The following is a 13,355-nucleotide window of genomic DNA, read 5'->3' as shown; positions in this document are numbered from 1 at the left end:
GCAGACAAATGCCGAATTGAACGAAACTGATCCGACGGCTGTCTGGGAGCACCTTTCTTGATACGGTGAAAATCTCTCTCTATTTCGCTTTCAGATTGTGAACAACATCGAGCCAGTCGACAATCTCGGCCGTTGGCTCGATGGCGTCGACAATTGCCTCGGCAGACTTGTAGGCCATCGGAGCCTCGTCCAGGACTGATTCCACAACAGACTCAGAGTAGACGCCGTCCATCGCCTCTTCAAACTCCTCGATCGATCCTTCTTCGTGGGCTTGGCTTCGACTCATCACTCGTCCGGCACCGTGTGGAGCTGTCTGGTGGAACTCTTCGGTGCCTTTGCCCCGCGCGAGGATCGATCCTTCAGCCATGTTGAACGGGATGACCAACTCTTGACCGTTACGAGCTGGGGTTGCTCCTTTCCGAATCGTGAGATCGCGAAAGTCGATGTAGTTGTGAATCGACTGAAACCGACTCTGTGGATCGATTTCGAGTGCCTCACAGATGGCGTCGCTCATCAGTTCTCGATTCCAGCGAGCGTACTGCTGGGCGAACAGCATATCGACATAGTAGCCGTGAGCCTCACGACCATCCAGCCAGTCGAGGCCATCCGCTCGGTTGTCGACGACCTCATGCGGACGACCAAGGGTATCGAACACTTCGGCCACCTCCTCATTTGGGAAATCCTCTCTAATTTTGTCCTTTCGGAGGTGTGATTCACCCATTCCACCAGTGACCCACTTGTGTAAGTCGTCATCGCTGACCGTCTCTGGATCGAATTTGAGATACTCGTGGTACTCTTCTGGAAGTGCATCGCGAATTGCATCGGCCTGCCGATACTGCGTGGCTCGATGTTGCCAGTATTCGGCAATGGATTTCCCAAGATAGCGCGAGCCACTGTGAATCACCAACCAGTAGCCCTCCAAGTCGCGGCTCTGGGCGAACTCGATAAAGTGGTTTCCTCCACCAAGTGTCCCCGCGCTCTTGATCACGTGGCCCATCGATTGACGCTGCTGTGAGAGGACCCGTCGACACAGCGATTTGAAGTACTCGCCATCGTAGCCGTCGAACTCGAATTCGATGGGATCGATGCCGTGTCCGAACTGTTTCTCGTAGGCCTGCTCGAACTGCTTGAACACGCGATTGGCTTGTTCAAAGGGGAATTCATCGACGAGGTGTGGAGCATCGTCGTAATCGTGGACTTCGTGGCCCATCGGTACTGCTTTCCGAACCCGCTGTTCACGTTCGGTACCGTCAAGTGGGAGCTCCGATCCAAGGTTGGTCGCTGCCATCCCACAGCCGACGTCGACGCCAACGATATTCGGGACGACGCGGTCTGGTAATGGCATTGTGAACCCGATCGGCGCACCCGAACCGACATGTGTGTCGGGCATAACTCGGATGGGTTCGGTAAACGCAGGATGGTCGACCAGTTGTTGAATCTGTTCGATACAGTTGGCCTCGACGAGACTTTCGTCGTCGACCAAAATTTGTGCAGTGGTGTATTCGCCTGGTATTTCAATCGTCATCGTGTATGGGAATCGTCGTGATTTCTGTCGTTGTACAGGAACGGTGCAGTCGGCTCATGGCTGAATCACAAGTGAGACTCAGTCAGCTGGCCGACGACATCGATGTAGGCTGTGTCTGCGATTCGATTGCGCAGTTTGTCGGTAGTGATGGTGTACTCGATAGTAGCGACCATCGTCACGAGCGTCGCTGACATCCGTGGGTTGATCCCGCGAACATCAGTATCACTCACTGCGTGAATACCGTCGACACCGCCGAGCCGTCTCTCGGCTTCGGTGACGAGGTCTCCGATTGCCGACTCAGGTATCCGAATCGTGACGTCGACAGTTGTGGTTGATACTCGGTCCTTGTCAGTGCAAGTAATTTCCATTAGTTCACCTCCATTGTGAGCGGCTCGTGGGAGTCATACCACGAACTGCGCTCGAATGCGTGAGGAGTGATTCGAACACTCATCTCGGCCAGAGGCCGCGTGATCTCCTAAACTACACAACTCACGTGAGACGGTAGACCTAGATTGCTCCTAAGCCCAACCTGTCGATCACAGTGCTAAACAACGAGAAGTATGTTCTCGTAGATTGGCTCGGTCAGCTTAGTAGGACGGCGGGAGAGTGATTTGAACACTCGTGCCCTCACGGGCACCACGTTTCCAACGTGGCCCCTTGACCAAACTAGGGTAATCCCGCCGTGACGGTGAGACGGAGAGTCGAACTCCGAAGCCAGTTGGCTCTCGATTTCAAATCGAGCGCAGTCACCTGTCTGCATGTCTCACCACACGCCACGGCCCGGATTCGAACCGGGGAATCCTCGTGTGAGGATGCCTCTGTAGCAGAGAGGTGCCCGACCAGACTGGGCGTCCGTGGCACAACTGGGTCGACGGACAGCCGTCGACCCAAATGCAAGATATCGTCGTCCTATTAGGGGCGTACTTCGGGGAGCTCCCAGGAATGCCACATCGGCTCAGACAGGTTGCAGACCCTTCCGGGGTCTTGGACTATTCGCAGTTCGATGACTGCTCAAGCAGCATAGAGGTCGACGTCGATATCCGATGCCGATCTCGTTGCCTGTCTCGATGAGCATCCCCAGCGTAGCCGGACAGATCATATCCGGCTACGCGGTGATTGCCCTGAGGGGAATCGAACCCCTGACCTCGGGCTCCAAAGGCCCGCGTCCCTCGCCAGCGGAGACTCCAGGGCTACACAGTGCTGCAGCTAACGGCGTAGATAGCTCTTTGACCCAGCGAATCTCCATCCACTCAGCGCGGACGGGACCGCACGCTCACAAGAAGTGGTATGAGCGGAAGCCAAAACCCCGCGAGCACCACTAGGACTCGGTAGTTAGAACGAATCCATCGTCAAGTGGCACAGGCGGTGTGCCCGTCTTCCCCCGTCCCGGCGGGTAATCCGCGTTGGGACCGAGTTATACGGGCAGAGATGTCCGAAGTTGACTAGACTCAGGTAGGTTTCGACCGGAGACGCGTTTCGGAGTCCAGTTCATTTCCGGGAGTGCCCCACGCTGCATACTTTGGGGCTCACCAAACACGCCACCCACAGCTCGTGATGAAGAGGCGAGCCGTGATGTGTGGCGTGCTGGTTTCATATTCGACCTCGTTGTATAATTTCTGTTTACGACTACGGATATTCTGTAACGTGGTAAGATAATAAGCTTATCTCAGGTATGATACCAATACTCGTCATCTGCTTAGTAGAGAGGTAGAAAGACCACGTCAATTAAATTAGTTGTCACATACTTATTTGTATCCTGGATATGTATCTTGTATCTGTATACAGATGTCAGATACATTATTGCGCGCATCCGTCTACGTCGGCAAGGGTGGCGTCGGGAAGACGACCTCGACGGCCCACCTCGGCGTTTCGGCGGTCCAAGACCACGATTTAGATGTCCTGTTGATTGACCTTGCAGGCACACAGAACGATCTCGCAGCCAGCTTCGGGCTCCTCGATGAGGTGGCCGATCCAGACGCGCCAATCAGTGCGATCTTCGGTGACGACTGGGATTTCATCCAAGAGAATATTCCGAACGTCGTTGAACGGATGATCTTTAAAACCGATGAGGGAGTCGACTTGATTCCATCCGATGTGGGGCTGTCGGGTGCCGACAACAACCTTGCTAGTGTGAACCTCGAAGACCGATACAAGATCCTCGATGAGTTTCTGACCGAGGAGATTGCCCCACGGTACGATCTCGTATTGATGGACCTCCCTGGCAACGAGAACAACATCGTACTGAATGGCCTGTTTGCGAGCGAACGTACGATTGTCCCACTGAAGCCCGGCGAGTTTGAGCGCAACCAACTGTCGAACCTCGAAAACGATCTCGAAGAGTTTGAGCTGGACACTAACGGCGAAGTCTCGCCCGTGGTCTCGATGGTCTTACCGACGATGGTCGACTCAGTGTCGAATCAGTCCTCGGAGTTCGTCGAGTATCTCTCCGAGGAGTACCCCGATCGGACAAGCACGCCGATCAAAGACACCCAGAACATCGGCAACCTCCAAGGCGAAGGCAAGACGCTGTTTGCGGCCGCCGATGACGAACTGTATGGGACGGGTAAAGAGGCGCGTACGGCCTACCGTGAGGCGACCACGAAACTCCTAGAGAGGCTTCGGCAATGAGTGACGACGAGAAAACGGCTGAGGAGCTACTGTCACAGTCAAAAAACCAACGTCGGCATAACACCGACGCACCCACGACTAGAGATGAGACCGACACTGACGTCGACGATACAGAAGAGACCGTCGACCTCGCTGAGGCGGTCGCCGAGGTATACGACGAGATCGAAGCCGGAGAGACACCGTCGAATCTGACGCTTCGCGATACGGATCTAGCCGCGTTATTTACCGGGCTCGAACGCAGTGGCGAACTGGCCGAGATCGTCGAAGCCGCCCACAACACGCTTGATCGGGACGGCGATCCTGGATCACTGACGCGGGCGACCGCGCTCCGGCTGTTAGTTCGGGTTGGGTTGGGCGAGGTCGACGAGTCGGTTATCGAGTCGGCCAAAGACGGGAAACAGCAGCACCTTACGAAACAGGCATCCGAATTCTAGACGCAGATTCTGTATTCTATTCTGCGATACAGATGCTGTATAAGGATACAGTATACAGATACAATAATCGTATACAGCAGATGGATACGTGAGAGATGCCGTAGGGTATTCACTAACCAAATGGAAGAACATCTGCACAATCTGGCTGATCAAGGTGAACTGAGGCTGTTTGATACTCGTCTGAAGCCATGCAAGTGTTTATATGGTAGAAGAGTCGGAATCAGGTTGACCAATGAGGCTTGATGAGGCGGTTGACGAAGCGCTCGCGACGTACAATATGTCGCGCAGCCAAGAGGCCGAGGAAACGGGCAGAGCAGTCGCTACGCTCCAAGACTAACAGAGACACTTAGTCAAGATTCTAAACATTTTCAAAGAATTTCTCTCTCGACATGGTCTCAGTCGTTGGGTGTGATATCTACCAGTTGACCGTCAGTGAACTTCGCTTCAAGGCTGACGTAGTCGCCATCGATAGTCTTGTGAAATTCAAAAATTCCGTGATACTCCATATCTGACCAACCCTGATGGACCTTCCTTCTACCGCCAGCTAGCTCCATAAGCGGACTTTCAAACTCCTCGGTTTCTTCATCGTAATATGGACGGTCTTCCTCAGGAACATTTTCATAGTTGACCTCTTCCTTGAACAGACGCTCCTCTACTGTTACCTTGTAATTCTCCAGCATCGGCTGGTGACGGGCGATTGATTTCGTCTGCCACGTGATCTCAGATGGATCGGCACCGATGTTAGGGAACTCGATCTCAAGGCCATCCTCGAACGTAAGTGTATCAAATAGTCCCATAGTTCAATTAGTATTCCAGCCGTTACAGAGTCGTCGACTCCTTTGTAATCTGCTGATCATCGACCGTTATCACGCCTTTTGCTTCGAGGCTACGGAGTGCCTCTTCGAGTTCCGAAGCCGAGAGATCGACGGTCACCGCTAACTCTGACTGTGAAATTGAGTCGTCGATTACTTGCAACACTTCGAGTTCCCGGTACACGCGTTCGGTGATCTCGGAGACAGTCTCGGTCAACGGAGTCGTAATATTGTGCTGCTCCTCAAGATCGAACAGTGCTTCGTTGACGTACGAAACGAACAATTCCTGTCCGAGGAGATCGATCTGTTGTGCCAGTTCGTCCTCGATGACGTCGAAATCGAGTGCCGTCTGTATCAGCCCGAACATATCTTCGATGTCGTCAGTCCGGCCTGCAACTGCTTTGAATAGGAAGATATCCTCGGCACTGACGAGTTCAACAGATAACTCGTTAGAGTCGAGATAGCGTTCACTTCGACGGCGCATTCCATCTGAGAGGACCAGTTTGTCGATCACTTGTTGATTGAACACGTCGATGCGGCATCCGTCGTCGTTTTCGAGAATTCGCTGCGCACCGAGTTCGTCGTATTCTTCTCCGGGGTCTTTGACGATTTCGTAGCTGTTTGCCAAGAGAACTGTCTGGAGCTGCTGAAGATCGTCTCCGCTGTTGACGATGAGATCGATGTCTTTTGTGGTGTTCTTGAGATCTCGAAACGCCATCGCACCGCCACCAATCAGATAGACTGTTAGTGGGGTCTCGATCTGTGTCCCGATACGTTTTAGCTCAGCTTCGATGTACTCGCTGTCGAAACGGGCTCTCATACCGTCACCCCGTATTCATCTGCCAGTTCACAGAACTCGTCCCACGTCGGCAACCGGTCGGCTCGATTCCTTCCCTCAGTATCGAGGTATGTGAGTAGACCTGAGACGACTGTGTTGACGCCATAAGTTTCGGCGATCTCTAATACGTGGTCTCGATCTATGTCCTCGCTTTTCAGCAATAACAGGCAGTACGACCGGGTTCGGGTTCCGTCGTCAATAACGAGCATATGGCAACACAACTCGGCTGCTGAAATATTGTCTTTCGACGGCGAATACAGGTAGTACCGCCGTTGCCGTGCGAGCAGGGGGAGGTCGAACGTCTGGAACCGTTCCGGCCCCGTGGTAACGAACATATCTGACTCGATCTCATCGTCGGTCTGGACGAGGAACTCGTTGGGCGACTCCCACAGGATCGTGTACGAGTCGACGTACTCTTCGACACGAGTACGGTTCCGAAGGTGGACAAACTCCTGTGCCAGCGCGACTAGGCCTTCGAACTCGTCGTTGATCACGTACCGTCCATCGGATTTGTAGATGATCCCACGATCATGTAGTGGCGATAGCGCTCTGTGAACCGTACTCCGATGCACGTCAACTAGATCAGCGAGGTCAGTCGCGGATCTGGGTGTATCGAGATGATAGAGCACACGAAGCGTCGCACCATCGAGTAGTTCGGGAAACGGAATGTGTGAATACTGCTGGACGAACGTATCGAACAGTTCGACAGCCTTCGCATCCGACCGTTGTACTCGTTTCGTCTTCCCAGACCGGTGGGTACTGACGAGGCCTTTTGATTCCACTCGCTCAACCAGCTCGGAGGCGTAGTTCACACTTCGATTGAGGTCGTCAGCGAGTTCCGAGATTGATGAGTCGCTCTTGAGTGTTGCAAGCACCTGGAGTTCCGCCTCAGAGTACACAGTGTTGCAATAGTTCGAACTGAATATAAATAAGTTCGTAGTTACGCAACAAGATGCTGTTTGTGTTGCTCGACAATAACGGTATATTGCCAATCCCAAGTTAGGCTAAATCAAAATAGGCTATCGCTCCGATGGAAGGAGAACAAGGTATTCACCTCAGTTAGACCGCATCGCTTCACCAATCCGCCTTTCAGTTGGCTCAGTAAGATATGGCTCAATAGCAGAATAATCACTCCAGCCACCGATAGCCATCATGGTGCGGACGTCGACTTGGCGTTCGACGAGGTGGTAAGTTGCCCAACTGCGGCGGAGATCGTGTGAGGAGACGGACTCCCATCGATCATTCCCAGTTTCATCAGCAATTGCCTGTGTTGCTTCCTTCACCCAGCGCCGGACTGATGGTGTGGAGGCATCGACCCATAGGGCTGACTCGGAGAGCTTGCGCTCACGAGTATACTTGTGGATATCGTCAGCTACGGTTTCTGGCATCCACGCGTCTCGGGTCTTCCGACCACCACCTTTGGTATTCTTACCCTGAACTTCGAAGAGCCAGATTCCGCCGTTTTTCGACCACCTGAGCTCTTCAGTGCTCGGATACGAGACTTCACTGACACGGAGACCGCATCTCCCCATGAGTTGTATGGCGATCTCTCGTTCCCATCCTTCATCTCCAGCAGTCTGTTCAAGACGATCTATCTCTTGGGGTGATAGCCAGCATTTGACGACTGGATCAGAGTCATCGATTCGAACCATGAACAGATAGATAGGAGTTTTCGATCATAAAGCGGTTTGCCGATCCGCTGAAGAGATTACATAGCGGTTGAATTACGGAAGTTCAATCGAGTAATCACATAACCCGATCATTACAACGGTACTATTTATATTCATCTTGCTCGGAACTATCTCAATCTGAGACAGGCGTCTCTTTTGTATATGATACGAGTGTTCCGCTGTAACCCATCGACAGAGTTTAAATTATCACATGAGAAAACCCAGATAACTGAGTGCTCGCATCGATTCGACAACTTTCGACGAGCCAAGAGGAACTACATGTCCACTGTTGAATCCCTATCCGAAATCGAACACCATGTTCATGATGTTGTTGAAGAATATGTCGATGAACTAAATGCCCGACTCTCGACGCACGATCTTGAAAGTGTCCTGCACGGAGAAAAAGACGACCTGACGAGTCGAGACCTCGGGTCGAAACCTGAGACGCACGTCCAAAACAATCTAATCCACCCGTTGCTCGATGCAATGGGGTTATCGTACACTGAAGAGCCCTACGGAGGTGGTGGTGGTGGTGACAGCACACGAGACATCGTCTGGCCTGATTTTGAGCTGAATGACATCACGGAATACACAATTGGGGAAAACAAAGCTCCGAACAATATCGAAGAATCTCACCGGCAAGTACTGGATTACCTTGATCGGCGGTCTATTGGGGCAGACTACGCTATCGCTACAGACGGGTTTTGTTGGCGGGTGTACCGTGTTGAACAGGGTGGTGACACGACGGAGTTCCCGATTGTCCGTCGAGTTAATTTGCGCGATCTTCTATGCGAGATTGCACAGAAGAAGTCGTATATTGCAGCAACCACACTAAATGACGTAGAAATAGCTGAAGAAATTAAGAGGTTCACAGATCTATTTGAACACGACGCGTTTGAGCAATTCGTTACACAAACCGCGCCACAGGAACTTCGAGACAGTCGACAGCAGGATGTCGAAGAGTTCTACCAACTGTACATTGAATATCTGTTTGGAGAGTCGGAGGAGTACGACGAGTCGACGTGCCTCATGGACGATATTCGTGCGCCTGACGGGGCAACTGACCACGAACAGCGTCGGTTCGCAGTCACTCTGATGAACCGGCTGCTGTTCATCAAATTCTTAGAAAAGAAGGATGTGGTTCCGAAAGGAACGCTAATTGACCGTGTAACAGCGTACGAAGAGAACGGTGAGCAGTTCGCAGGGAACTTCTATGAGACGCAAATCAAACCGCTGTTCTACGATCTATTTAATCGGCGTCGTGGCGAGCGGGAATCCAAACACCAAACCGGCTGGTTCAACGACATCCCGTACCTGAACGGCGGACTATTCAGACCGAACGTAGACAACGAAGGTAACTATCGACTAGAAGACCGTACGCTTCCAGATATCATCCGAGAAGTCGTGGAAGGAGAACGGTTATCGGATCCTGATGGGGCGCTCGATCCCGCAATTCTCGGTAGCGTGTTCGAGATGACGATTAACCACATCGGTGGGGAGTTCGGCTCACAGAAAGATATCGGCGCATACTACACACCAGGTGATGTGACAGACCATATCACTGAGAAGGCAGTTGACCCAAAAGTAAAAGAAGTAGTCGTCGGTGCGTTCGCCGAAGACTATGACGACTCAGTCAGGCAACAGATGGAATCGTACTCGCTTGGTGAGATCTTGCAGAAGGTAGAGGAAGGCCAAGGGTGGTTCGGTGACCCCGAAGCAACGCAACGTGCCTACGATAATCTCGGTGAGCTGCGTGTTGTTGACCCTGCGTGTGGTTCTGGGCATTTCCTCACGACTGCCATGGAGGAAATTCATCGGGTTCGGCGAGGTTTACTCCGCGGACTGAATTATGGGGATGCGCCAAGTGCAGAAGAGGACTACGAGTCAAAAAAGCAACTTGCACTGAATAGCATCTACGGCGTCGATGTAGACCCCATCGGTGTAGAAATAGCCCGATTACGTGTCTGGCTGAAAATTATCGAAGACGAGTGGCGCGAAGAGTTCGGTCGCCTCCCCAACATTGAATTGAACGTCGTTGCTGGGAATAGTCTCGTTGGCCTGCCAGTCAGAGAGGAAGGGCAGATACAGGCAGATGTGTGGGACGACAATCTTGATGAGCTAGTCGATCTTCGCCAGCAGTACAAGAATGAAGATGAGGAAATGGAGAAATCAGAAGTGCTCGACGCACTCAACGACATTCGAGAGGACCTCGACGAGGAATACTTAAAACGGCTCACGCACACCTACGAATCTAAAATCGAGACGGCAAAAGAATGGTTGAATGTCGTCGATAGCATTCAAGGCAGTACACTGCATCCAACAATCGAGTCGATTCAGATCCGACGTGAAGATGGTGAACCACTGACCGGCAGCCAGGAAGAACGTCTCGAATCAATAGGATGTCGGACATATAAATACTCTGCGCGGATGAATATACAGAATCGACATGAGGATTTGAAGGAAGTAGACGGAAGAAGCACTCGGTCACATGCTAGTGTTCGTGACGAGATCGTCGAGGAACTAACAGAGTTATTTGAAGACGGATTTGTATTCTCTGAGGTAGAGAGACAACCAGTTAAATACGATCTTGACCAAATTCTTGGTGATCCCTTCCACTGGATCGCAGAATTCCCTGAAGTCGCTGCCGAAAGTGAAGAGGGAGGTCACGATGTCGAATTCGACATCGTCGTCGGCAATCCACCCTATGGCGATATTATGGGTGACGCGGATCAATTATTAACAGATGGGTTCAAAACTGGAGGTATGCAAGACATTGCTGCTCACTTCGTTGAGCGGCAGATCCAGCTTCTCTCGAATACAGGGTACTTTGGGAATATTACTACATTAAAACTCATTTACCGGTCGAATCTGAAGAAGTTGCGTGATATCCTACGTAGCCAGTTCAGACAATTGGATATCGCGTGTTTCGCTCATCGTCCCCAGCAGGTATTTCCAAATGCAATTGTCCGCGTAGCAATTATGACCGGACAACGGACAGATATGGATGGTGTCGGAACGATTAGAACCTCACAATTTCTGCAATTCAACAAAGAAAACCGTCAAGAGATATTTAACAATATCTCGTTCAAGAGTGTTGAAGGATACGAATTACGAGACCGTATTGGTGGCTCCGCAGATACAGATTACGAGGTGATTCCGAAGATAGGTACAGACATCAATATTTCATTTCTTAATAGCCTCAAGAGCAAATCTGATAGAATTATCGCAGACGTCGAAGTTGACGAAGAAACGTCGAATGTTATCTACCGTCGTCGCGGAGGTGGATACTGGTTGAACGCTGTTCCGCAGAATATTCATGGTGAAGATGCGACCACAATCGACGACTTGTATTTTGACGACGAACTCACACAGAATATCGTCTTTCTAATTGTAAATTCGTCGACGTTCTATGTCTATTGGGTCATTTATGGGTTCTTCTATGTTCTCAACACAGGACATATCACTAGGTTCCCCATCCCTGAACAAGAGACACTTGAAGAGAACGCAAACGAAATAAATCAACTAGCGGATGAACTGTGGAATGGAATGCAGGAAGTACATAGTGGAGGTTCACGAGACCAATTCGATATGCCTGCATTGAAACCCATCATCAACCGTATCGATGATTTGTTTGGCGAATTGTATGGATTCGATGAGGATGTTGTCGAATACCTAAAAGACTACAATTCAGAGTACGGTCGTAAGGGTGGCGACTCAGAGGAACTCAGCTCGTACATAGATGCAGAAGCTGCGGACAATTAACAATAGAAGGCATACTGTAACCGACTTCAAAATGTAAGTCGGAGAATCTGTCTAAGTCTCGTTGGCATATTAGAAAGTAATCGAGTTATACGGTAAACCGATCACGTGAATAGTCTCATCTCAATCACGCGGTCATTGCGCTAACACTACAGTATGACTCTCAATGGAACCACCATGCCGAGAAGCGACAAAATTCAGTACTTCCCGAACGATGTTTCGTGAGCTGTGCTGAGTCACGCTCCATTGGATCAAACGCTTCGTGGTTGGTTGTGAAGTATCAAATAGCGTTCACAGATCAAGAGAACAAACTTGGGAGAGATCATACAGCCGCCAGAGACGAGAGCTGTCGAATAACATCTTTCGCTAGTTCTTTCACGTCTGTAGCTGAAAGACAACCGTCTGGTTGTGGAATTTTGAACACATTCACTCAACCAGACATTTTCTTGATGAGAGCTACGTTTTAGCTACTGCTCTCAGACCGGTTGGGAAGTACCGAATTTGGCAATAGGCGGCTCTATTCCAAAATCTCAACACCAGTGATTTCGAATCGTGCTCCGCCTTCCCAACCATCGGTCACAGTAATACACCAACCATGTGCCTCAACAATTTCTTTTACTATTGATAGGCCAAATCCCGTTCCGACTTCCGTGGTCGTATGCCCAGCCTCGAAGACATCAGTGCGGTCTTCCTCGGGGATTCCAGGACCATCGTCTTCGATATAAAATCCATCATCGAGATCTCCAACCGTAACCGTTACGTCGTCCCCGCCGTGTTCGATAGCATTACGGAGCAGATTCCCGAACAACTGGCGAAGTCGATTCCCGTCAGCGTGGATTGTCCGAGAACTCTCGATCTGAAGGGTTGCGTTTTCTGTTTCGGCTGTGATCCAGCACTCATTCACACAATTTGTGAGTGACACGGACTCTAACTCTTCGATCCTCTGTCCTTGCTTCGCCAGCATCAGGATATTCTCGATCAACTCCTGCATCCTCATGTGGGCGCTTCGAATTGTCTCAATACATTGATCATCATATTTATCTGCAATAGTATCCAGATGCCCTATCGCCACGTTTAATGGATTGCGGAGATCATGACTTACGACGTTTGCAAAGTCTTCGAGTTCATCTGTTTTCCGCCTGAGTTCTTCTTCCATCAGTTTCCGATCAGTAATATCAATGTAGGTTGCTAAAATCTCGTCACCACCATCGATAAGCGGTGACCCATTGAGCAAGAAAGTCCGCAGTTCTCCATCACCAGTTCGTCGTTCTACTTCTTGACAAACCGGTTCACCTTGTTGTAACTGATTGTTGATCCCGTGTACTTGGCCGTATTCGGCACTCTCAACAATTAATTTATCAAGTGACGAACCGCCCAATTCTTGGCCAGTGAGTCTGAACGTTTGCTTAAACTGTTGATTTGGCAGTTTTACAATCGGCTCACCCTTGTCGAACTCCACAAGAACGGTTGGTACAGGAATCGCATCGAGTAGACCAGCAAGCCGATCTCGTTGCTGTTTGAGTCGCTCTTGGGAGCTTCTGAGATCTGTAATCTCTTCGTTGGGCTGTGTTGAATCGCCATACAGCGTAGGATTTCACTGTTTGACGAAGCGTTTGATGTTATAGACGGCACACATCAGCGCGATTTCGCGGAACTCACGGAACCAGGAACGCGCTCGCACGGCGAAGC

At 50.8% G+C, this 13,355-nt stretch carries 10 protein-coding genes, 3 tRNA genes and 1 pseudogene; 3 read left to right on the top strand and 11 right to left on the bottom strand.

Going from position 1 to position 13,355, the window contains the following annotated elements:
- Positions 1 to 79: 79 nt before the first annotated feature.
- The 5 genes from NO877_RS19470 to NO877_RS19450 form a co-directional block, all read right to left on the bottom strand.
- Complete coding sequence (locus NO877_RS19470; protein ID WP_256397953.1) at positions 80 to 1,525, bottom strand: RtcB family protein; 1,446 nt, start codon at positions 1,523 to 1,525, stop codon at positions 80 to 82.
- A 65-nt stretch (positions 1,526 to 1,590) separates the two neighbouring features.
- Positions 1,591 to 1,893, bottom strand: coding sequence for a hypothetical protein (locus tag NO877_RS19465; protein ID WP_256397952.1), 303 nt, complete (start codon positions 1,891 to 1,893; stop codon positions 1,591 to 1,593).
- A 228-nt stretch (positions 1,894 to 2,121) separates the two neighbouring features.
- Positions 2,122 to 2,207 (bottom strand) — tRNA-Ser (locus NO877_RS19460).
- Between the two features lie 89 nt (positions 2,208 to 2,296).
- A tRNA-Ser gene (locus tag NO877_RS19455) sits at positions 2,297 to 2,384 on the bottom strand.
- 257 nt (positions 2,385 to 2,641) lie between these two features.
- Positions 2,642 to 2,717 (bottom strand) — tRNA-Gln (locus NO877_RS19450).
- 593 nt (positions 2,718 to 3,310) lie between these two features.
- Here NO877_RS19450 and NO877_RS19445 point away from each other — a divergent pair.
- Together NO877_RS19445 and NO877_RS19440 are read left to right on the top strand one after the other, a co-directional pair.
- Positions 3,311 to 4,153, top strand: coding sequence for a ParA family protein (locus NO877_RS19445; RefSeq protein ID WP_256397951.1), 843 nt, complete (start codon positions 3,311 to 3,313; stop codon positions 4,151 to 4,153).
- Positions 4,150 to 4,587 (top strand): DUF8115 family protein, encoded by a 438-nt coding sequence (locus NO877_RS19440; RefSeq protein ID WP_256397950.1) that lies wholly within the window; start codon positions 4,150 to 4,152, stop codon positions 4,585 to 4,587. The genes NO877_RS19445 and NO877_RS19440 overlap by 4 nt, the downstream gene beginning before the upstream one ends.
- A 395-nt stretch (positions 4,588 to 4,982) precedes the next feature.
- Here the strand turns inward: NO877_RS19440 and NO877_RS19435 are convergent, their stop codons facing one another.
- The 4 genes from NO877_RS19435 to NO877_RS19420 all read right to left on the bottom strand — a co-directional run bounded on the left by NO877_RS19435 (position 4,983) and on the right by NO877_RS19420 (position 7,889).
- Positions 4,983 to 5,384 carry a hypothetical protein gene (locus tag NO877_RS19435; protein WP_256397949.1) on the bottom strand — a complete coding sequence of 134 codons (402 nt, stop codon included), beginning with the start codon at positions 5,382 to 5,384 and terminating at the stop codon, positions 4,983 to 4,985.
- Between the two features lie 22 nt (positions 5,385 to 5,406).
- Positions 5,407 to 6,219 carry a winged helix-turn-helix transcriptional regulator gene (locus NO877_RS19430; protein WP_256397948.1) on the bottom strand — a complete coding sequence of 271 codons (813 nt, stop codon included), beginning with the start codon at positions 6,217 to 6,219 and terminating at the stop codon, positions 5,407 to 5,409.
- Positions 6,216 to 7,136, bottom strand: a complete 921-nt coding sequence (locus NO877_RS19425) for a helix-turn-helix domain-containing protein (protein ID WP_256397947.1) — start codon at positions 7,134 to 7,136, stop codon at positions 6,216 to 6,218. The genes NO877_RS19430 and NO877_RS19425 overlap by 4 nt, the downstream gene beginning before the upstream one ends.
- A 156-nt stretch (positions 7,137 to 7,292) precedes the next feature.
- On the bottom strand, positions 7,293 to 7,889 hold the full coding sequence (locus NO877_RS19420) for a tyrosine-type recombinase/integrase (RefSeq protein WP_256397946.1): 597 nt from the start codon (positions 7,887 to 7,889) through the stop codon (positions 7,293 to 7,295).
- Between the two features lie 297 nt (positions 7,890 to 8,186).
- Between NO877_RS19420 and NO877_RS19415 the strand changes: the two genes are divergently transcribed.
- Entirely contained in the window at positions 8,187 to 11,669 is a 3,483-nt protein-coding gene (locus NO877_RS19415; RefSeq protein ID WP_256397945.1) for an Eco57I restriction-modification methylase domain-containing protein, read from the top strand.
- A gap of 514 nt (positions 11,670 to 12,183) precedes the next feature.
- On the opposite strand, the gene NO877_RS19410 is transcribed toward NO877_RS19415, so the two are convergent.
- Both NO877_RS19410 and NO877_RS19405 read right to left on the bottom strand, forming a co-directional pair.
- A complete protein-coding gene (locus tag NO877_RS19410) occupies positions 12,184 to 13,218 on the bottom strand; it encodes a PAS domain-containing sensor histidine kinase (RefSeq protein ID WP_256397954.1) in 1,035 nt (344 codons plus the stop codon).
- 42 nt (positions 13,219 to 13,260) lie between these two features.
- A pseudogene (locus NO877_RS19405) lies at positions 13,261 to 13,355 on the bottom strand (IS5/IS1182 family transposase); the annotation flags it as partial.

The organism is Halohasta litorea (genome assembly GCF_024494645.1).
GTDB lineage: Archaea > Halobacteriota > Halobacteria > Halobacteriales > Haloferacaceae > Halohasta > Halohasta litorea.
This window is presented reverse-complemented; position numbering and strand designations above follow the sequence as displayed.